The sequence below is a fragment of the Streptomyces sp. BK022 genome (assembly GCF_004217355.1).
Taxonomy (GTDB): Bacteria; Actinomycetota; Actinomycetes; order Streptomycetales; family Streptomycetaceae; genus Streptomyces; species Streptomyces griseoluteus.
In genome coordinates, this window is record NZ_SHKU01000004.1 from 680705 (window position 1) to 701403 (window position 20699).

Annotated in this window: 19 protein-coding genes; 9 read left to right on the forward strand and 10 right to left on the reverse strand. The window is 73.5% G+C overall.

Features of this window, described 5'->3' with window-relative positions; translation table 11 throughout:
• Positions 1 to 94: 94 nt before the first annotated feature.
• The 5 genes from EV284_RS19915 (at position 95) to EV284_RS19935 (ending at position 5091) form a co-directional block, all read left to right on the forward strand.
• A complete protein-coding gene (locus EV284_RS19915; protein ID WP_130335971.1) occupies positions 95 to 889 on the forward strand; it encodes a VOC family protein in 795 nt (264 codons plus the stop codon).
• Positions 890 to 922: 33 nt separating this feature from the next.
• Entirely contained in the window at positions 923 to 1624 is a 702-nt protein-coding gene (locus EV284_RS19920; RefSeq protein ID WP_130335973.1) for a ribonuclease H, read from the forward strand.
• A 97-nt stretch (positions 1625 to 1721) separates the two neighbouring features.
• Complete coding sequence (locus EV284_RS19925) at positions 1722 to 2933, forward strand: FAD-dependent monooxygenase (protein WP_207229096.1); 1212 nt, start codon at positions 1722 to 1724, stop codon at positions 2931 to 2933.
• Positions 2934 to 3040: 107 nt separating this feature from the next.
• On the forward strand, positions 3041 to 4528 hold the full coding sequence (locus EV284_RS19930) for an MFS transporter (protein ID WP_130335975.1): 1488 nt from the start codon (positions 3041 to 3043) through the stop codon (positions 4526 to 4528).
• Positions 4525 to 5091, forward strand: a complete 567-nt coding sequence (locus tag EV284_RS19935; protein ID WP_130335977.1) for a TetR family transcriptional regulator — start codon at positions 4525 to 4527, stop codon at positions 5089 to 5091. The genes EV284_RS19930 and EV284_RS19935 overlap by 4 nt, the downstream gene beginning before the upstream one ends.
• 1 nt (position 5092) lies before the next feature.
• Here the strand turns inward: EV284_RS19935 and EV284_RS19940 are convergent, their stop codons facing one another.
• Positions 5093 to 5977, reverse strand: a complete 885-nt coding sequence (locus EV284_RS19940) for a LysR family transcriptional regulator (RefSeq protein WP_130335979.1) — start codon at positions 5975 to 5977, stop codon at positions 5093 to 5095.
• A 137-nt stretch (positions 5978 to 6114) separates the two neighbouring features.
• Between EV284_RS19940 and EV284_RS19945 the strand changes: the two genes are divergently transcribed.
• The gene (locus EV284_RS19945; protein ID WP_130335981.1) at positions 6115 to 6999 is read left to right on the forward strand and encodes an SDR family oxidoreductase; all 885 of its coding nucleotides are present in this window, start codon (positions 6115 to 6117) and stop codon (positions 6997 to 6999) included.
• Positions 7000 to 7064: 65 nt separating this feature from the next.
• Positions 7065 to 7559, forward strand: coding sequence for a DUF6328 family protein (locus EV284_RS19950; protein WP_130335983.1), 495 nt, complete (start codon positions 7065 to 7067; stop codon positions 7557 to 7559).
• Here EV284_RS19950 and EV284_RS19955 read toward each other — a convergent pair.
• The 6 genes from EV284_RS19955 to EV284_RS19980 all read right to left on the reverse strand — a co-directional run bounded on the left by EV284_RS19955 (position 7556) and on the right by EV284_RS19980 (position 13630).
• Positions 7556 to 8167 carry a DUF2238 domain-containing protein gene (locus tag EV284_RS19955; protein ID WP_130336500.1) on the reverse strand — a complete coding sequence of 204 codons (612 nt, stop codon included), beginning with the start codon at positions 8165 to 8167 and terminating at the stop codon, positions 7556 to 7558. The genes EV284_RS19950 and EV284_RS19955 overlap by 4 nt on opposite strands.
• A gap of 140 nt (positions 8168 to 8307) precedes the next feature.
• Positions 8308 to 9342 carry a hypothetical protein gene (locus tag EV284_RS19960; RefSeq protein ID WP_130335985.1) on the reverse strand — a complete coding sequence of 345 codons (1035 nt, stop codon included), beginning with the start codon at positions 9340 to 9342 and terminating at the stop codon, positions 8308 to 8310.
• 115 nt (positions 9343 to 9457) lie between these two features.
• A complete protein-coding gene (locus EV284_RS19965; protein ID WP_242625762.1) occupies positions 9458 to 10447 on the reverse strand; it encodes a polyprenyl synthetase family protein in 990 nt (329 codons plus the stop codon).
• 5 nt (positions 10448 to 10452) lie between these two features.
• Complete coding sequence (locus tag EV284_RS19970; protein WP_130335987.1) at positions 10453 to 11493, reverse strand: tetratricopeptide repeat protein; 1041 nt, start codon at positions 11491 to 11493, stop codon at positions 10453 to 10455.
• A gap of 175 nt (positions 11494 to 11668) precedes the next feature.
• On the reverse strand, positions 11669 to 12346 hold the full coding sequence (locus tag EV284_RS19975; RefSeq protein ID WP_130335989.1) for an AIM24 family protein: 678 nt from the start codon (positions 12344 to 12346) through the stop codon (positions 11669 to 11671).
• A gap of 72 nt (positions 12347 to 12418) precedes the next feature.
• A complete protein-coding gene (locus EV284_RS19980) occupies positions 12419 to 13630 on the reverse strand; it encodes a serine hydrolase domain-containing protein (RefSeq protein WP_130335991.1) in 1212 nt (403 codons plus the stop codon).
• A 314-nt stretch (positions 13631 to 13944) separates the two neighbouring features.
• Between EV284_RS19980 and EV284_RS19985 the strand changes: the two genes are divergently transcribed.
• Both EV284_RS19985 and EV284_RS19990 read left to right on the forward strand, forming a co-directional pair.
• Positions 13945 to 15741 (forward strand): M4 family metallopeptidase, encoded by a 1797-nt coding sequence (locus EV284_RS19985; protein ID WP_130335993.1) that lies wholly within the window; start codon positions 13945 to 13947, stop codon positions 15739 to 15741.
• Between the two features lie 145 nt (positions 15742 to 15886).
• Positions 15887 to 17095, forward strand: coding sequence for an SGNH/GDSL hydrolase family protein (locus tag EV284_RS19990; RefSeq protein ID WP_130335995.1), 1209 nt, complete (start codon positions 15887 to 15889; stop codon positions 17093 to 17095).
• Positions 17096 to 17102: 7 nt separating this feature from the next.
• Here the strand turns inward: EV284_RS19990 and EV284_RS19995 are convergent, their stop codons facing one another.
• Genes EV284_RS19995 through EV284_RS20005 form a run of 3 tightly spaced genes read right to left on the reverse strand, consistent with a single transcriptional unit; the run spans position 17103 to position 20592 of the window.
• The gene (locus EV284_RS19995) at positions 17103 to 17453 is read right to left on the reverse strand and encodes a UBP-type zinc finger domain-containing protein (protein ID WP_130335997.1); all 351 of its coding nucleotides are present in this window, start codon (positions 17451 to 17453) and stop codon (positions 17103 to 17105) included.
• Complete coding sequence (locus EV284_RS33565; protein ID WP_130335999.1) at positions 17450 to 18919, reverse strand: ATP-binding protein; 1470 nt, start codon at positions 18917 to 18919, stop codon at positions 17450 to 17452. Before EV284_RS33565 ends, EV284_RS19995 begins: the two co-directional genes overlap by 4 nt.
• Positions 18916 to 20592, reverse strand: coding sequence for an FAD-dependent oxidoreductase (locus EV284_RS20005; protein ID WP_130336001.1), 1677 nt, complete (start codon positions 20590 to 20592; stop codon positions 18916 to 18918). Before EV284_RS20005 ends, EV284_RS33565 begins: the two co-directional genes overlap by 4 nt.
• Positions 20593 to 20699 lie beyond the last annotated feature (107 nt).

A 20699-nucleotide genomic window follows, 5' to 3' on the forward strand; every position in this document is an offset into this window, starting at 1 on the left:
AAAAAGACCTGACCACCCCGTCCCCGAGCGTCCCGCCCGCCGAGTGGCTAGCGTGACGATCCGGGACGAACCGTTCAACACGAGAGGGCCGACCATGGCCGTGCAATCCGAAGGAACGCCCTGCTGGGCCGACGCGATGTTCACCGACCTGGAGGGCGCCAAGCGGTTCTACGGCGACGTCCTCGGCTGGACCTTCGGCGAATCGTCGTCCGAGTACGGCAACTACACCCAGGCGTACGCGGACGGCAAGGCCGTCGCAGCCGTCGTCCCGCCCATGCCCGGCCAGGAGGGCACCTCTCAGTGGTGTCTCTACTTCGCCTCGCCGGACGCCGCCGCCACCGCCGCCAAGGTCGAGGAGAACGGCGGCGAGGTGCTGATGGAGCCGATGCGGGTCGGTGACTTCGGCACGATGGCGATCGCCCGCGAACCCAGCGGCGCCGTGTTCGGCATCTGGCAGGGCGGCGCCCACGAGGGTTTCGAGGCGGTGGCCAAGCCCGGCGCCTACTGCTGGGCGGAGCTGTACACCCGCGAACCGGAGAAGGCGGACGCGTTCCTGTCGGCCGTCTTCCCGTACCGGATGAAGGACATGGCGGACGGACACGTCGACTTCCGCCTCTTCGACCTGGGCGCCGATCCGGTGCTCGGCCGGATGCGGATGGGGGAGGAGTTCCCGCCGGAGGTCCCCTCCTACGTCAACGTCTACTTCACCGTCGACGACTGCGACGCGGCCGTGGCCCGCGCCACCGAGCGGGGTGCCGTGCTCCGGTTCGGGCCGATGACCAGCCCGTTCGGCCGGTTCGCCGCCCTCACCGACCCGCAGGGCGCGAGCTTCTCGGTGATCGACGTCACCACGACGGAGGGCGGCATGCCGGAGTTCAAGGACGCCTGACCCGGCCGGTCGGACCCCGCGCGCGGCCATGGCATGATCGGGCACATGCGTGAACGTGTGGTGGCCGCGTGCGACGGGGCTTCGAAGGGAAACCCCGGACCGGCCGGATGGGCGTGGGTGGTCTCCGGCGACGACGAGCGGAACCCGGCCCGCTGGGAGTCGGGCCCGCTCGGCCGGGCCACCAACAACGTCGCTGAACTCACCGCGCTCGAACGGCTGTTGACCGCCGTCGAGGCGGACGTGCCGCTGGAGGTCCGGATGGACTCCCAGTACGCGATGAAGGCCGTCACCACCTGGCTGCCCGGCTGGAAGCGCAACGGCTGGAAGACCGCCGCCGGCAAGCCGGTCGCCAACCAGGACCTCGTGGTCCGTATCGACGCGCTGCTCGACGGCCGCTCGGTCGAGTTCCGGTACGTCCCCGCCCACCAGGTCGACGGTGACCCGCTGAACGACTTCGCCGACCGCGCCGCCAGCCAGGCCGCCGTGGTGCAGGAGGCCGCGGGCAGCGCCCACGGCTCGCCCGAGCCGCCGCCCTCGCCCGACACCCCGGCCCCCTCCGCCCGCCGCAAGTCGCCCCGGCGGGCCGCCGGTACCTCCGGTTCCGCCTCCTCGCGGACCATCAAGGCCAAGTTCGCCGGCCGCTGCCTCTGCGGCCGCTCCTACGCCGCCGGCGAGTCCATCGCCAAGAACGCGCAGGGCTGGGGCCACCCGGAGTGCCGTACCGCCACCGGCTGACCGGTCACCGCCGGACGCCTCGGGGTCCGGCCATGCCCGGACGCTGCTACCCTGCGAGGCCGATCGACTACGTCCGGTGACTTCCAGGGGTGTGCGTGTGAAGGTCGTCTGCGTCGGGGGCGGGCCAGCCGGCCTGTACCTCGCCATCCTGCTCAAGCGGCAGAACCCGTCCCACGACATCACCGTCCATGAACGCGCCCCCGAGGGCTCCACGTACGGCTGGGGCGTCACCTACTGGCAGGGCCTGATGGACCGGCTGCGCGCCCACGACCCCGAGTCGGCGGACGCCATCGCCCGCGACTCGGTCCACTGGCACGAAGGCGTCGCCCATGTGCGGAACCTGATCACCCGTCAGCCGGGCGACCAGGGTTTTGGGATCGGCCGCCACCGCCTCCTCGAACTGCTCGCCGAACGCGCCCGGACCCTGGGCGTACGGCTGGAGTTCACGAGCGAGATCACCGAACCCCCGGCCGGGGCCGACCTGGTGGTGGCGGCCGACGGCATCGGCAGCGCCCTGCGCACCCGGTACGCGGACGCGTTCGGCACCCACGTCACCCACGGCCGCAACCACTTCCTCTGGCTCGGCACCACCAAGGTCTTCGACGCCTTCACCTTCGCCTTCGTCGAGACCGCGCACGGCTGGATCTGGGCCTACGGCTACCCCTACGACGCCGGGCACAGCACCTGCGTCATCGAGTGCTCACCCGAGACCCTCACCGGCCTCGGCCTGCACAGCGCCGGCGACGGCGACGGGCTCGCCCTGCTGGAGGACCTCTTCGCCGGACTCCTCGACGGCCATCCCCTCATCGGCCGCGCGTCCGACGGCATCAGCGTCCCCTGGCTGAACTTCCGCACCCTCACCAACCGCACCTGGCACCACGACGGCCTCGTCCTGCTCGGCGACGCCGCCCACACCACCCACTACTCCATCGGCGCGGGCACCACCCTCGCCCTGGAGGACGCCATGTGCCTGGCCACCGCCCTCGGCGAGCACCCCGCTCTGCCCGACGCCCTCGCCGCCTACGAGAAGCGCCGCCGATCCGAGCTGCTGTCCGCGCAGAGCGCCGCCCGCTACAGCGCCCGCTGGTACGAGAGCCTGCCCCGCTACATCGAACTGCCCCCGCACCGGATGTTCGCCCTGCTCGGCCAGCGCCACTCCCCGCTGCTGCCGTACGTGCCGCCCCAGCTCTACTACGGCCTCGACAAAGCGGCCGGACAGCTCGAACCACTGCGCCGGCTCAAGCGCTGGCTCGGCCCCCGCGCCGCCCGCGCCCTGCACGCCGCGCGCACTCCCGGCCGCTCCCGCTGACCCCCTCCGCCCCGGCTCAGGCGCGGGACACCGGTTGGTGAATAGCCATTCACCGGATAGAGTGAATGGCTATTCACCAGTCAGCACATTCCCCCGCAGGAGCGTCGATGGACCCCTCCGCCCCCATACCCGAGCCGTCCGGCGCCGTCACGGCGCCGCCCCGGCTGCGGGAGCGCCTCACCATCCCCGTGCTGGCGTCGGGCGGCATCCTCATGGCGGTCATGCAGACTGTCGTCGTCCCGCTCCTGCCTGACCTGCCCCGGCTCACCGGATCCTCGCCGGCCGCCGTCTCCTGGATGGTCACCGCCACCCTGCTCTCCGGCGCCGTGCTCACCCCGGTCCTCGGCCGCGCCGGTGACATGTACGGCAAGCGCCGGGTGCTGACCTCCGCGCTCGCCCTGATGACCGTCGGCTCGGTGATGTGCGCGCTGTCCTCCGACATCGCCGTGCTCATCACCGCCCGCGCCCTCCAGGGCGCCGCCGCCTCCGTCGTCCCGCTGTCCATCAGCATCCTGCGCGACGAACTCCCGCCCCAGCGGCGGGGGTCGGCGGTCGCGCTGATGAGTTCCACCGTCGGCATCGGCGCCGCCCTCGGCCTGCCGCTGGCCGCGCTCGTCGTGCAGTACGCCGACTGGCACACCATGTTCTGGCTGACCAGCGCCCTGGGCGCGCTCGGGGTCGCGGCCACCTGGTGGGCGGTCCGGGAGTCGCCGGTGCGCGAGCCCGGCCGGTTCGACGTGGTCGGCGCGCTGGGCCTGGCCGTCGCGCTGGTGTCCCTGCTGCTCGCCGTCTCCCAGGGCGGCCAGTGGGGCTGGACCAGCCCCGCCGTCCTCGGCCTGTTCGCCGCCTTCGCCGTGGTGCTCGCCCTGTGGTGGCGCCAGCAACTGCGGACCGCCCGGCCGCTGGTGGACCTGCGGCTGGTGACCCGGCCGAGGGTGGGCCTGTCCCATGTGGCGGCCCTGCTCACCGGCTTCGCGTTCTACGCCAACTCGCTCGTCACCGCCCAGCTCGTCCAGGCGCCCGTGGCCAGCGGCTACGGGCTCGGGCTGTCCATCGTCGCCACCGGACTCTGTCTGCTGCCCGGCGGCGTGACCATGCTGCTCTTCTCGCCGCTGTCCGCCCGGATCTCAGCCCGGCGCGGGCCCCGGATCACCCTCGCCCTCGGTGCCGCGGTCATCGCCTGCGGCTACGCGCTGCGCATCGCCGACAGCCGCGACCTGTGGATGATCATCCTCGGGGCGACCGTGGTGGCCACCGGAACCACCCTCGCCTACTCCGCGCTGCCCACCCTGATCCTGCGCGCGGTACCGGCCGCGCAGACCGCGTCCGCCAACGGAGTCAACGTCCTGATGCGGACCATCGGCCAGGCCGTCTCCAGCGCCGCCGTCACCGCCGTACTGGTCCACCACACCAGCCTAGTCGGCGGGCTTCCGGTGCCCACGCTGCACGGGTATCTGATGGCCTTCGCCATGGCCGGCGCCGTCGCGCTCGCCGCCTGCGCGGCCGCACTCACCATCCCCGGAGACGGCGCCCCCGACGACACCCCCCGTGCCGAGGGCGCCACCGCGGGGGCTCGTGCCCTGGAGGAGGCGTGACCACCGCGCCGGCCCCCGCGCGCCGGGACGCCGAGGCGACCAAGGAGGTCATCCTCAGGGCCGCCCGGCACCTGCTGGCCCGGCACGCGCACGCCGACATCACCCTCAAGGCCGTCGCGGAGCGGGCCGGGGTCAGCCCGCCGCTGGTGGTGAAGTACTTCGGCAACAAGGACGCCCTGTTCGCCCGCGTCATGTCCTTCGACACCGACGCCGACGACCTCCTCGACGCCCCCCTCGCCGGCCTCGGGCGGCACATGGTCCGGCATGTCCTGGCCAGCCAGCGCGACCGGGGCGCCGACCCGCTGCTGCGCATCGCCTTCGCCCCGCTGCACGGCGACCACGGCGACATCCTGCGCGCCAACTTCCGCGCCCAGGTCACCGACCGCCTGGCCGCCCGGCTCACCGGCCCCGACGCCGGGCTGCGCGCCGAACTGGCCGTCGCCGCGCTCATCGGGGTCGGCGTCATGTACGGCATCGCCCGCGGCCCCCACCTGCGCGAGAGCGGCCCGGACGAGGTGGCCGACCGCTACGGGCCGCTCGTCCAGGCGCAGTTGACGCCCTGACCTACACCTGAGCGCCGGTCAGCAGGGACTCCGCGCAGCGGCGGAAGGCGGCGAGCAGGCGGCCGTTGTCGCCCGCGCGGGTGGCGAGCGCGACATGGCACGGCTCGACACCGTGCAGCGGGATCGCGGCCAGATCCGGTCGCGCCGGCATTCCCGGTGCGGCCGCAGCGATCGCCAACGCCTGCCCGGACGCGACCAGTTCGAACTTGTCCTCGATGTCCCCGATGAGCGGCCCGTCCGGCGCGGGCCGTCCGTCCGGGCGCGGGTCGATCCGCCAGAACGCGTCCCACAGCGGGTCCGGGACGCGGGGCAGGGGCTCGTCCGCGATGTCGTCCAGCGTCACCGACTCCTTGCCCGCCAGCCGGTGGTCGAGGGGGACCACCACCACGCGCGGCTCGTCGTAGAGCACGCTCACGCGCAGCCCGTCGGTGGCAAACGGCAGCCGCGCCACCAGCGCGTCCACCCGGTGGCCGAGCAGCGCCTCGCGCGCCTCGTGCCAGCGCACGTGCGCGGCCCGCACGTCCGCGTCCGGGAACCTGCGCCGCATCTCCCGCACGGCGGGGGTGACCAGCACGCCGGTCGTGTAGCCGACGGTGATCCGGCAGGGTTCGGCGGCCGCCCGCGCCTCCGTCGCCGCCTCGTGCGCGGCCCGCAGCAGTGCCCTGGCGCGGGGCAGGAAGACCTCACCGGCCCCGGTGAGCCGGGTGCCCTGCGGGGTGCGGTCCAGCAGCTCGACGCCGAGCTCCCGCTCCAGCCGCCGGACCTGACGGCTGAGCGAGGGCTGGGTGATGTGCAGGGCGGTGGCCGCGCGGCCGAAGTGCCGGTGCTCGGCGACGACCGTGAAGTACCGGACCAGCCGGAGATCGAGATCCGCGAAGTCGGACATGCTCTCCAGCGTACGGCCCTCGCACCAGCGGTGATGCCCGGAACGTATTGCGCCATGCGGAACAAGCCTTGGACGCGCGGGTTCCGTCCGGCCGACGATGGAGGCACTTCCACCGACCATCCTAGGAGAGCTTCACCATGCGTGTTTTCGTCACCGGTGCCACCGGGTTCATCGGCTCCGCGGTGGTACCCGAACTGATCGGCGCCGGGCACGAGGTCGTCGGCCTCGCCCGGTCGGACGACGGCGCCGCCGCACTGAAGGAGGCGGGCGCCGAGGTGTTCCGGGGCAGCCTGGACGACCCCGAGGGCCTGGCCCGCGCGGCGGACGGCGCCGACGGCGTGATCCACCTGGCCTTCATCCACGACTTCGTCGACTTCGACGCGGCCGGCGCCACCGACCTGCGGGCCATCGAGGCGATGGGCGCCGTCCTGGCGGGCTCCGGCCGGCCGCTCGTCGTCACCTCCGGCACCGCCATCGCCCCGGCGGGCCGCCTCGTCACCGAGGCCGACGCGCCCGCGCCGGGCACCCACCGGACCCCGTCGGAGGAGGCCGCCGTCGCGCTGGCGGAGCGGGGCGTGCGCGGATCGGTGGTGCGGCTCGCGCCCTCCGTGCACGGGCCGGGCGATCAGGGCTTCGTGCCGCACCTCATCCGCATCGCCCGCGAGAAGGGCGTCGTCGCCCAGGTCGGGGACGGTGCCAACCGCTGGCCCGGTGTCCACCGGCTCGACGCCGCCCGGCTGTTCCGGCTGGTGCTGGAGCAGGCCCCGGCCGGTACCCGGTGGCACGCGGCCGCCGACGAGGGCGTGCCGTTCCGGGAGATCGCGGAGGTCATCGGCCGCCACCTGGAACTGCCCGTGGTGAGCGTCCCCCCGGAGCGGGCGGGGGAGCACTTCGGGTTCCTCGGCCGGTTCGCCGGGGTGGACAACCCCACCTCCAGCGCCACGACCCGCGAACGGCTCGGGTGGCGGCCCACCGGGCCCGGACTCCTCGCCGATCTGGACCAGGGCCACTACTTCGAGTGAACGAGCACAGTTGGGCCGATCAAGTGATCGGTTTGAAAGAACGTTTGCGCGGTTAATTGCACCGCATGACCGAGGAGGCACCGCACAGGGGGCGGGACGAGACCAGGGAAGAGCGGGCCGACCGCAAGTGGGGCGAACTGATCCAGGAGGTACGTGTCGCGCAGACCGGGGTGCAGATCCTGTTCGGCTTCCTGCTGACGGTGGTCTTCCAGCCCAAGTACGGCCAGCTCTCCAGCACCGACCAGATCATCTACATCGTCACCGTGGTCCTGGGGGCCTGTGCGACCGGCGCCCTGATCGGTCCGGTGTCACTGCACCGCCTGGTCTCCGGGCGCCGGGTGAAGCCGGAGGCGGTACGGCTCGCGGGGAGGCTGACCTTCGTCGGCCTGGTGCTGCTGCTGGCCACCATGACCTGCTCGTTGCTGCTGATCCTCCGGGTGGCCACCCACGACGGCTATGTGCCGTGGCTGGTCGGCGCCGTCGTCTGCTGGTACCTGGTCTGCTGGTACGGCCTGCCGATATGGGCCCGTTGGCGGCACTCCGACCCCGAGGACCGCTAACGCCCGGTACGGGCCGCGAGGGCCGCCAGCGAGCGGTCGTGGACCCGGCTGAGCAGCAGCAGGGAGAGCACGGAGCCGACCAGGGCGCAGAACATGTCCCACTGGGTGTCCCACACATCGCCCTGGGTCGCGAGGAAGGCGTCGGCTCCGTGCCCGCCGATCACGGCGGCCAGCCACTCCAGCAGCTCGAAGTAGGCACTGAAGGCCAGGCAGGCGCACACCGTCAGCGGGGCCAGCCAGCGGCTGCCGCGCAGCGGCGAGGTACGGGTGAGCAGTTCCCGGACCAGGATCGCCGGGACGAAGCCCTGCATCAGATGCCCGAACCGGTCGTACGGATTGCGGCTCAGGTGCAGGGCGTCCCGCACCCAGTCGCCCGCCGGCACCTGCGCGTACGTGTAGTGGCCGCCGGCCGCCAGCACCAGGGCGTGCGCGGCGAGCAGACCGCACAGCAGCCCGGTGAGCGGGAAGCGCCGCCACAGGACCACCACCAGGGGCAGCCCGATCAGCACCCAGAAGGTCTCCAGGAACCACGTCGTGCGGTCCCGCGCGCCCCACGCGGAGACGGCCAGGCCCACGGCCGCCACCCCCGCGAACACGACGGGCGGCACCGTGCGGCGGACGGTCGGCCGGGCGGGGTGGACTGCGGTCACGGCGGGCTCCTGGGGCTGGCGGTGTCGGTCGCCCCATCGTCCGGCCGCCGGGCCCGCGGGGGCATGAGTACCGGTACTCATGCCCCCGCCGCGCGTCCCTAGGGCCTTACTCCCGCAGCGCCGCGCAGCGCGGTGAGGCAGGAGCCGATGGCCTGCTGCAGCTCCTCCAGGCGGCGGACCATGTCGTCCTCGTAGAAGTCCCCGGCGTCGTCGAAGGTCAGCTCCTCGAAGGCGCGGGTCGCCTTCTGGAGGCTGCCGTAGAACTTGGTGCGCCGCTCCCGCACCCGGAGTTCGGGGTCGGCCTCGACGGTGTCGGCGACCAGCGTCTTCAGCGTGTCGTACGCCTCCACCGCCCACTCGCCGGTGTCCTCGTCGTCCTCCAGCCCGTCGATCAGCGACAGATGGCGCTCGGCCTCCTCGCGCAGTTCGGCGGGGGCCTCGACGGTCTGCCCCGCCGGGGTCCTGATCTGCCCGGACTCCGCGATCTGCCGGACGTAACCGATCTTGTCGGCGGCGCGGCTCTCGGTGGCGACGGCCTTCTTCAGATCGTCGGTGCGCACCACGTCCCGCGCCAGCTCGGCCTGGAGCTCCGGGTCCTCCCTGATCCGGTCCAGCAGGGCGGAGCGGGCCGCGCGGGCCGTGGAGGGGTCGGCCAGGATGGCGGCGCGCAGCGCGGTCGGGTTCTCGGCCACCTCCAGCGCCTTGGTCGGCCGGATGCCCTCGGCCTCGGCGGCCTCCGCGATGGCCGTGCCGCGCTCGGAGGTGGCGCTGCTACGGGCGGAGTAGTAGCTCAACCAGGCGTCGGAGTCGGGGAGTTGGACGTCCTGGCCCGGCTCCAGCGTCTCGAACTGCGGGACCAGGCCGTCGTCGGCGGCCCGGTCCCACGCCCGGTAGTAGCGCATGACCCGCTCCGGGGAGCACTCCGCCAGCTCCGCGAACTCCTTCGCGGAGACCTTCGGGGTCTCCCCGGCCGCCTGTCCGCCCGGCCGCACACTGCGCGCCACCATCAGCGCGAAGGCCCAGCCGCCGGTGCGCGCGTACACCCCGAACTCGCGGGCGTCACGCGCCACCAGGTCGGACAGGGGTGCCGGAGCGGCGGCAGTCGTCTCGGTGGGGTCGATGGCCAGGGTCACGGATGGCTCTCCTGCGTACGGGGGCTCGGTGGTGCGGCCACCCGGCCGGCCGGGCGCCGATGGCAGCCTATATGGCCCGATAGGCGATGTTTGGCCGCAGTCGCCACCCGCTCCCTCAGCGCTCGCGGTGGGCGAGCGTGTCCAGCAGGGCGCCCAGCTCGGCCGCCGCGCCCGGCTCCAGCGGCAGCCCGTCGAGCACCGTACGAGCGGCGGCCATGTGGGCCCGAGCCTCCGCCAGGGCCGCGGCACGGCCGCCCGCCGCCTCGATCAGCGCCGCCGCCTCCGCCGTACGGTGCCCGCGCAGCAGGCCGGGCAGCCGGGCGCCCTCGGGGGCGGCGAGCGCGGCCAGAACCGGGTACGTCCTCCTGCCCTCGCGCAGGTCGCCGCCCACCGGCTTGCCGGTGACCTCGGCGCGGCCCCAGATGCCCAGCACGTCGTCCGCGAGCTGGAAAGCGACCCCCGCGTGCCGCCCGGCCCGGTCCAGCGCCGCGACGACCGGGCGCGGAGCCCCGCCCAGCAGCGCGCCGAGCGCGAGCGAACAGCCCAGCAGCGCACCCGTCTTGCCCTCCGCCATCACCCGGTACTCCTCGGGCGTCACCGCTTCCGGGCCCGTCCAGGGCCGTGCGGCGAACAGCAGGTCGTCGGCCTGCCCCCGCATGACGTCGGCCAGCGCGCCCGAGAGCAGCCGCACCCCACCGGGGACATCGGCCAGAACGCCGACGGCCAGCGCGAACAGGGCGTCCCCGGCGAGGACGGCGGGACCCGTGCCGTACGCCTTCCACAGCGCCGGGCGGCCGCGCCGGGTGGCGTCGCCGTCCATGATGTCGTCGTGCAGCAGCGAGAAGGCGTGCACCAGCTCCACCGCGACCGCGCCCGGCACCCCCGCCCCGGCATCCGCGCCGGCGGCCCGCGCCCCGAGCACCGCCAGCGCCTGCCGCACCCCCTTGCCGCCGGCCTCCGCGCCCTCCTGCCAGCCGAAGGAGTAGGCGGCCATCTCGGCCAGCCACGGGTGCAGTCCGGTGACCGCCTCCCGCAACGCGGGCCGCACCAACCCGGCTGACTCGGAGAGGACTCGCGTCGCCGGGATCCGCTCCGCGCGGAACACCGCCGTCACCGGGCACCCTCCGCCTCGGGCACGAACTCGGCCTGCGCCCGCGCCACCATCTCCCGCGCGTGCCGCAGCCCCGAGCGCTCCAGCACCAGGGCCAGCTCGGCCAGTTCGGCCGCCGTCTCCTCAGGGTCCCGGCCCAGCCGGGCCAGGGACTTGGCCAGACCCAGCCGGGACAGGGCCTCGCCACGGGGTTCGTCCATCGTGCGGAACTCGGACAGCGCCAGGCCGTACAGGTCCCGCGCCTCCTCGTAACGCCCGGCGCGGTAGCAGACGTTGCCGCGCATCTTGTGGTTGTAGGCGAGCGCGCTGGACAGGTTCATCTCCCGGCAGGTCGCCTCCGCCCGCGACAGCAGCTCCAGGGCCCGGCCGGTGTCCCCGTCCCGCGCCGAGAGGATGTCCGCGAGCCCGCGCAGGGCCCAGGCGTGGCCGCGCCGGTCGTCGGCGCGCTCGGCTATCTCCGCCGCCTCCTCGAACAGCGCGTACGCCCGGTCGAAGTCACCGGTGTTGCGGTGCATCTGGGCGATGCCCTCCAGCGCCCACACCGTGTGCCGGGCCTCCCCGCGCTTGCGGGCCTCGGCCAGCAGCTGTTCGTGCAGCCGGCCCACGGCCGCGTAGTCGCCCTGGATGCGGCCGGTCTCCGCGAGCCCCGCCAGCGAGTACCCCCGGACGACCACATCACCGCCGCGCTCGCCGAGTTCGGCCGCCAGCCCCAGCAACCGCCAGGCCAGCGGGAACGCCCCCCGCTGCCGGGCCAGCGTGCCGCCGCTCCACAGCGCCCACGCCATCGCCCCGGTGTCCCCGGCCGTACGGGCGGCGCGGTAACTCGCCTTCCACGCGCGGTCGGCCTCCGCGGTGCTGCCGAGCCGCCGGTGTGCCTCGGCCACCGCGAGACCGCAGCGGGCCACCTCCGCGGGGTGCCCGGCCCGCTCGGCCTCACGCAGCCGCTCCAGCCCCTCGGCGAGCACCTCGGTCAGCGAGGAATTGACGGACAGGGTGGTCAGGGCGCCCTGGTACTCCGGGGCGAAAGCCTTGCCGTACATGTGAACCCTTCTATACACCACGTGTATACGCGGCGCGTATAGCACGTGGGCGAATCGCCCCGGTCCACCGGGGGCCGGGGCGTGGTCGGTCGTGGGGCAAGACGCGGGCACGGCGACGGGGGTTGCCCGTGCGACGCGGATCACTCCGAGTGGCGCGGGGAACCCCCGTACGGAATCAGTGCTGTTGGGCCTTCTGCGGGGTGGCCTCGCTGGGCCGGACCACCACGACGCCCTCGCCCTGGAGCATCAGCTGGACGGCTTCGCCCGAACCGCCGCGCAGCATCGACCCTATGGACTGCGAGCGGTGCAGCGAGGTGCGCAGGTTCGCGGTCCAGCCCACCACGGCGTCCGTGTCGACGTACACCGGCGCCTGCTCGGAGACCGGGATCACCAGCGGGTTGCCCTCGCACATCAGGCCGAGTCTGCCGTGCCCGCTGAAGACGCTGTTGAACAGGCCGCCGCCCGCGATGCCGGAGCCCTTCACGGTCTTGATCTCATAGGACAGCGAGGCGTCGAAACACAGCACGTTGCGGCCGTTGACGGTGAACTGGTCGCCGGGCTCCACCTCGACGATGAAGCAGTTCTGGGCCTCGTGCGCGAACCACGCCTCGCCCCGCCCGCGCACCGACATCAGCGGGAGCCCCTCGCCGGTCACCGCGCGCTTGAGCATGCCGCCCACGCCCTGGCCCTTGCGCTCGAACTGGAGACTGCCCCGGTGCGCGATCATCGCGCCCTGGCGGGCGAGCATCTCACCGTCCACCACGTACCTGACGCACTTGCCGTTCTCTGTCGCCATCCCCGGCTCGACGGCCGGACGGACCATGTGCTCACTGGAAAAGAGGTCACCCTTCATGAGCGCATGGTGTCCCGGACGGACCCGTTCCGCCAAGATCACGCGAGGGACGGGCCGTCCGGGACGGGGACTTCAGCGCGCCGCGGCCGGGGCGATGTCCGCGTTGCGCTCCACCAGCGCCGGGCCGCGCCGCTGCTTGGCGCTCTTGCCGCAGAACGCCGGCTCCAGGGCGCCCGCCAGCGCGTTGAGGACCTTGCCGTTGTTGGAGGTGGTGGCCACCGCCGTCAGCGCCCGCTTGCCGTCCTTCGTGGCGAACGCGTAGGTGTAGTAGCCCTGCACCGCGCCCGTGTGCCCGTACACCGACACCCCGCAGGACAGGTCCCGGCGGCGCAGGCCGAGGCCGTACGCGGTGGTCGCGTCGACCTTGGTGAAGCGCTCCATCTGGGCGAGCCGGGCGGCGGAGAGCAGCTTGCCGCCGAGCAGTGCCGCGTAGAAGGTGTTGAGGTCCTTGGCGGTCGAGATGACGGCGCCCGCGCTCTGCGCCCAGGACACGGTCTGCTCGGTCGCGTCGACCAGCGGGTCGCCGGACCGGTCCGGGGTCAGATAGCCGCGCGCGAACCGGCCGGGAATCCTGGTGTCGGGGTGGACGTAGAAGGTGTCCCGCAGCTTGAGCGGGCCCATGATCCGGTTCTGGTACGCCTCCTTGACCGGGCGTCCGGTGAGCTTCTCGATGAGCATGCCCGCGACCACGAAGTTGGTGTTGGAGTACGAGTACGCCGCGCCGGGGGCGTTGACGCGCGGCTTCTTCAGGGAGAGCGCGACCAGTTGGGGGTAGGTGAACACCTTCGCGCGCACGGCCTCGAAGCCGGAGACGCTCTGGGCGAACATGTCGTTGGTGTAGTCGTACAGCCCGCTGCGGTGGCTCAGCACGTGCCGCACGGTGATGGCGTCGCTCGGCAGCAGTTTCGGCAGGTACCGGTTCACCGGGGCGTCCAGGTCCAGCTTGCCCTCGTCGGCCAGTTGGAGCAGGACGACCGAGGAGAACGACTTGGTCACGCTGCCGATGCGGAACCGGTCTGCGGTGCTGGCCGCGCGGCCGGTGCCCCGGTCGGCGACACCCCGGCTGATCAGATGGCTGCGGCCCTGGTCGTCGATCCGGGCCAGCGCGGCCGGGGCGCCCTGGGCGCGGACCGTGCGCAGCGCCCCGTCCACGCCCGCCGTGTCGGGCGCGGGGAGCGCGGCCGCCGCGCCCTTCTCGCCGGTCGCCGCCTGTGCCGGGACGACGAGGAGCGCCAGTGCCACCGCCCCGAGTACCGCGCTCCTGCCCACCGTTGCCGAGACCATCAGGCCACCACTCCCGTCCACACCGCCGTTGCCGCGACATGCGTCACATTCCGGCCTGGAACCTAGGGGACTGACGGCCCGTCTCCCCAGTCGACACACAGTCGGCCATGCGGCGATCACTCCGGGGTGTCCTTTGGGTAAAGGATTGTCCCGGAGAGCAGCGAAATGGATCATTCCTTCTTTACGTGGCCATGACTCATCCGAAAGGGTGAACCCTCGGGGCGCGACCCGCCTGCCCCGATGGCCGCCCAACGGCGCCATGTGTCACGGGGGCCGGCGCGTCCGGCCGCCGTCGAACGAAGGAACAACCCCTGGTGCGCAGACCGCACATACGCAGTGTGGCCGTCGCCGTCGCGGTGGCGACGGCGGCCACGGGCCTGGCCGGCACGGCCTTCGCCCGCCCCGCGCCCTCGACGGCCCACAAGGCCGCCGAAGGCGTCCGGACCGCCGCACGGACCGCCCCCGTGGTGAACGCCGCACGCGCGGCCGCCGTCGCCCACGCCGACGCCTCCGGGGTCGGCACGGGTGACGAACTCCGGGTGCAGGACGTCATGTTCGACCCCGAGGGCGGCCGTCACGTCCGCTTCCAGCGCGCCCACAGCGGCATGCCGGTGCTCGGCGGCGACCTCGTCGTCCACCTCGACCGGCAGCTCGCCTACACGGGCGTGACCACCGCGGCCGGCCAGTCCGTACAGGCCACCGCCTCCGACGCCCGGATCACCCCCAGGCAGGCAGCCGCCAAGGCGGCCGACGCCGCCGAGGGTGACGCCGGCACCGCCGAACTCGTCGTCGACGCGCGCGACGGCGAGACCGCGCTCGCCTACCGGGTCACCGTCACCGGCAGTGCCCTGGACGGCGCGAGCGGCACCCGCACGGTCGTCGTGGACGCCGTCACCGGCGAAGTCCGCAGCAACACCCCGGACGCGGACGAGTTCCTCTCGCCGGCGCTCCGCAAGGCGCTGCGGGCGCGCGGTGAGACGGTCACCCCGTCCACCTCCGCCCAGAGCGCGCCGAGCCTCCTCGCGGGCATCACCTCGGGCGCCTCGGGCTACCCGGCGACCGCGCGCGGCACCGGCAAGACGCTGTTCGCGGGCAGCGTTCCGCTGACCACCACGCAGACCTCGCGCGGCCACTTCCAGCTCAAGGACCCCACCCGGTACAACACCGAGACGCGGGACGCCAAGGGCAAGTACACCGAGTCCTTCGGCGGCGGCACCGCGATCACGGGTACCGCCAACGTCTGGGGCAACGGCAGCACGAGCAACCGCAACAGCGCGGCCGCCGACGCCCAGTACGGCATCACCAAGACCCTGGACTTCTACAAGAAGACCTTCAACCGGTCCGGCATCGCCAACAACGGCAAGGCCGCCCGCGCGATGGTCCACTGGGGCCGCGGGGTCGGCAACGCCTTCTGGGACCCGGCCTGCGGCTGCATGCTGTACGGCGACGGCGACGACATGATCAAGAAGCCGCTGGTCGTCCTCGACGTCACCGGTCACGAGCTGACCCACGGCGTGGTCGACGCCACCGCCAAGCTGGAGCCGACCTACGTCGACCGCGACGGCAACCAGTACGGCGAACCGGGCTCGCTCAACGAGTCCCTCGCCGACATCTTCGGCTCCAACGTGGAGTTCTTCGCCGCCAACGCGAAGAACCCGCCGAACTACCTGCTGGGCGAGAAGCTGGGCCTGAAGCAGACGTTCCTGCGCCGCCTCGACCACCCCTCCCTGGACAAGCTGGAGGGCACGGTCGACTACTGGTCGAAGGCCACGTACGACACCGAGGTGCACGCCGGTTCCGGTGTCTCCTCGCACGCGTACTACCTCCTGGCCGAGGGCAGCGGCAAGAAGAAGATCGGCGGTGTCTCCTACGACTCCCCGACCTACGACGGCGGCGCCGTCAAGGGCATCGGCCGCACCAAGGCCACGGCCATCTTCTACCGTGCCCTGACCCGCTACATGGTCTCCACCACCGACTTCCACGACGCCCGGATGGCGACGCTGAACGCGGCCAGGGACCTGTACGGCGCGACGAGCACCGAGTACCGGACCGTCGACCGGGCCTGGGCCGCGGTCAACGTCAAGGCCGCCAACACCCCGGCGAACCACTGACGCGCACCGGCTCCGACAAGGCCCCGTCCCGCACCCGCGCGGGGCGGGGCCCTTGTGCGCGGGCGGACACGGAACGTACCGAGGTGCGGGGCGCGGGAGACGGCGGGACCATCACAGGCATGGGCCAGACGAAGGAACCGGCCGGGTGAGCGGCCGGGGGAGAGCCTGCCGGGCGGCCGCCGTCCTGCTGCTCACCCTCACCGGTCAGGCGACGCCCGCCCTGGGGGCCGCCCCGCCGACCGGGGCCACCGTACGCGGCTCCGGCGTGGTCACCTGGGCCGCCGGCGCCCAACGCGTGGGACAGGGCGCCGACCGGGCCTACCGGCTGATCGTCAAGGTCAGCGCGGGCGGGAGCGACCTGCGCGTCCGGCTGTCCAACGCCTACGGGGACCGCCCCCTCACCGTGGACGCCGCCCACGCGGGCCTCCAGGCCGAGGGCGCCGCCCTCGAGCCGCGCAGCAACCGGGCGCTCACCTTCGGCGGCAGGCACACCGTCTCCGTCCCTCCGGGCGGGGCCGTCTGGAGCGACCCGCTGCCCGGCCGCGTCCCCGCCGGGGCCCGCCTCGCCGTCAGCCTGCGCACCCCGCACGCGCGGGGGCCCGCCACCGGCCACCAACTGGCCCTCACCACCTCCTACCTCGGCCGGGACGCCGACCCGGGCGGCGACGACGACACCGGCTGGACGTCGGTCACCCGCTCCTGGTGGTACCTCGACGCCGTCTCCGTACGCCCCGCGCACCCCCGGGCCGGCGCGGTCGTCGCGCTCGGGGACTCCATCACCGACGGCTGGGGGTCCACGCCCGGCCTCGACCGGCGCTGGCCCGACGACCTCGCCCGGCGGCTGCGCGCGGACGGCACGGGCGTGGCCAACGCGGGGATATCCGGCAACCGGGTCCTCACCGGCGACGACGGCGGCGAGAGCGCCGGGCGCCGGCTGGAGCGGGACGTCCTCTCCCAGCCCGGCGTGCGCACGGTGATCCTCTACGAGGGCGTCAACGACCTCAAGGCGCGCCACGGCGCCGGCGCGGACGAGATCGTCGCGGGCTACCGGGAGATCACCGAGAGGGCCCACGCCGCGGGCCTGTGCGTGGTCGGCGCCACCCTCGCCCCCTTCAAGGGCTGGCCCCAGTGGGACTCCGACGCCGAGGCGGTGCGCCGGGAGGTCAACCACCAGGTGCGCACCGGCGGGGGCTTCGACGCCGTCGCCGACGTCGACCGCGCGCTGCGCGACCCCCGCGACCCCGCCCGGCTGCGCCCCGGTCTGGACAGCGGCGACCACCTCCACCCCGACGACGACGGCATGCGCGCCATCGCCGGGGCGGTCGCCACCCCGGGCCGGGACTGCCGGCGCTGACGTGGGTTCAGCTCAGCAACCGGGCCCAGTCGGCCGGGACCCGTCCGGCCGGGCCCGGCACCGGCTGGTCGGCCGGGTGGCTCTCGGGCGGGGCCAGGGCGGGGCCGGACTCGTACAGCTCCCCCGTGGCGTAGTTCCAGAACCAGGTCTCGCCCGGCTCGAAGCTGCGCAGCACCGGATGGCCGGTCTCCTGGTAGTGCGCGGTGGCGTGCTTGCCCAGCGAGTCGTCACAGCACCCGATGTGCCCGCACCGCGCGCAGCGGCGCAGATGGAACCACCAGCTGTCCGCCTTCTCGCACTCCACGCACCCCGTACCGCTCGGCGGCACGGACGGGTCGATCGCGGTGTCCTCACTCATGCGCCCTCCTGGGCTCTGTCGGTTTCGCCGGACGTGGTGTCCGCGGTCAGCGGGAGGCGGACCTGGAAGCGGGTGTCGCCGGGGGCCGACTCCAGCCGAAGGGTGCCGTGGTGCTTGCCGACGACGATCCGCCGCGAGATGTCCAGCCCGAGACCGGTGCCCGCGCCGACCGGCTTGGTGGTGAAGAACGGGTCGAAGATCTGCTCCCGGATCTCCGGCGGCACACCGGGCCCGGTGTCCGCGAACTCCACCAGCGCCGAGTCGCCCTCCCGCGCCGTCCGCACGGTCAGCGTGCCCCCGCCGCCGTCCTGCGTCATCGCGGACACCGCGTTGTCGATCAGGTTGGTCCACACCTGGTTCAGCTCCGCCGGATAGCCCGGCAGCGAGGGCAGCGTGCGGTCGTAGGCGCGCACCACCTCGATGTGCGGGCCGAGCTTGCCGGACAGCATCAGCAGGGTGCTGTCGAGGAGTTCGTGCACGTCGACCACGCGGAACGGCGCCCGGTCGAGCTGGGTGTACTGCTTGGCGGCGTCCACCAGTTGGGAGACGCGGGTCGTGGCGTCCTCGATCTCGTTCATCAACAGCTCGGTCTCGATGGTGTAGTTGAGCCAGCCCACCGCGCCGCCCAGGATCTCCCGGTCCACCATGGAGGCCACCCGCTCCAGCCAGTCGGCGTCCAGCCCGGCCTGCACGAACACCGGCGCGAGCCGCCAGCCGTCCTCGATGCCGTGGTCGGTCAGCCAGTCGGCGAGCGCGTCCTCGCGGTCGGCCGCCTCCAGCGGACCGAGCGCCGGTGCCTTGGCGACCCGTTCGGCGGTGCGCTCCTGCATCTCGATCAGGCTCGCCAGCGCGTCACGGGAGAACGGGCCCTCAGCGATCAGCGACAGCTTGTGCCGCATCCGCGCCACCCGCTCCCGCAGGGCCGAGGTGGCCCGCACCGCGGCCGCCGCCGGGTTGTTCAGCTCATGGGTGAGCCCCGCCGACAACGAGCCCAGGGCCAGCAGCCGTTCGCGCTGGCCGATGGCCGCCTGCGTGCTCTTGGAGCCGAAGAACAGCCCCTCCAGCAGATGTACCGCCATCGGGAACCAGGCCCGCATGATCTCCGCGAACACCGGTGCGGGCAGCACGAAGAACCGGGTGGGCTCCGTCACCCGCATCGAGTTGTTGTACAGCTGCCGCACCCGGTCCCCGAGATACGCCTGCATCGCGCCGCCGTACACCCCGCGCTGGGAGGTCCGGGACACCTCCACGTCCTCGGCGCCGATCCGCCGCGAGAGGACGACGGCGCCCTCGATCAGCACGTAGAAGCAGGTCGCCGGATCGCCCTCGGTGTACACCGGGCCCGGTTCGAACAGCTCCACCCGGCCCTCGCGGCACAACCGCCCCAGCTGATCGGGCGACAGCCGCTCGAAGAGGAACAGGCTGCCGATCTCGCCCGGGCTGCACGGCAGCTGGCGCCCGCTCACGACTGCTCCAGATAACGGTGGACGAGCATCACGGCCATGGCTCCCTCTCCTACGGCGGACGCGACCCGCTTGGCCGACTCTGCGCGCGCGTCGCCCGCCACGAACACGCCCGGCACACTGGTCTCCAGGTGGTACGGCGGCCGCTCCAGCTCCCAGTCCGCCGGCAGCTGCCCGTCCACGGTCAGGTCCGGGCCGGCCAGGATGAACCCCCGCCCGTCCCGGCGCACGGTCCCGTCCAGCCAGCCGGTCAGCGGGGCGGCGCCGATGAACACGAACATCCACTGCGCCTCGACCTGGTCGGCCTCACCCGTGTCCACCCGGCGCAGGGTCAGCCGCTCCAGCCGGTCCGAGCCGTGCGCCGCCTCCACCTCCGTGCGGGCGCGCACCGCGACGTTCGGCGCCTCGGTGATCTGCTGGACCAGGTAGTGCGACATGGACGCTGCCAGGTCGGCCCCGCGCACCAGCAGCGTCACCGACTTGGCGAACCGGGACAGGTACATCGCCGCCTGCCCGGCCGAGTTGGCGCCGCCCACGACGAACACGTCGTGCCCCTGGCAGGACGGCGCCTCGGTCAGCGCCGACCCGTAGAACACCCCGCAGCCGGTCAGCCCCGCGCAGCCGTCGGCGGTCAGCCGCCGGTACTGCACCCCGGTCGCCAGGATCACACTGTGCGCGCCGATCGCGGAGCCGTCCGCGAACCGCACGATCCGCGCCGCGCCGTTGACCTCGAGTCCCGTCACCTCGCGCGCCGTGAGGATCTCCGCGCCGAACCGGGTCGCCTGGCGGCGGGCGCGGTCGGTGAGCTGGGCGCCGGAGACGCCGTCGGGGAAGCCGAGGTAGTTCTCGATCCGGGAGCTCTGCCCGGCCTGGCCGCCCGTCGCCGAACGCTCCACCAGCACCGTGCGCAGCCCCTCGGAGGCCCCGTACACCGCCGAGCCGAGCCCGGCCGGGCCGCCGCCGATCACCACCAGGTCGTAGAAGTCGGCCGTCGGCGTCGTCGCCAGCCCGACCCGCGCGGCCAGCTCCGGGGCCTCCGGCTCGACCAGCACCCGGCCGTCGGGGGTGATCACCAGCGGCAGCCGCAGCCCGTCCTGCCCGGCCGCCGCCAGCAGCCGCCGCCCCTCGGGGTCCTCCACCGAGTACCAGCGGTAGGGGACCTGGTTGCGGGCCAGGAACTCGCGCACCTCCGAGGACCGAGCCGACCAGCGGTGGCCCACCACCTTGATGAACGGCACCGGCCGGTGGTCCCCGGCCCGCCAGGCGGCCAGCAGGTCGTCCACCACCGGGTACAGCTTCTCCTCCGGCGGGTCCCAGGGCTTGAGCAGATAGTGGTCCAGGTCCACCACGTTGATCGCGTCGATGGCCGCCCCGGTGTCCGCGTACGCCGTCAGCAGCACCCGCCGCGCACCCGGAAAGACGTCCATCGCGCGCTCCAGGAACTCGACGCCGTTCATCACCGGCATCCGGTAGTCCGCCAGCAGCACCGCCACGGAGTCGCCGCGCAGCTTCAGCTCGCGCAGCGCCTCCAGCGCGGACGGCCCGGACTCCGCGCGCACCACGCGGTACGACGCGCCGTAGCGGCGCCGCAGGTCGCGGGCGACCGCGCGGGACACGCCCGGATCGTCGTCCACGGTCAGCAGGACGGTCCGGGCGCCGTCGGTCGGCTCTGCCATGCGTTATCACCCCGGGCGGTCGGGTGCGCGGACGGTCTCGCCCATCGTATGTGTGTTTGCACCGCTTCGCCCCGGTGTGCTCCCGGCGCCGGGTGGCGGACGGACCC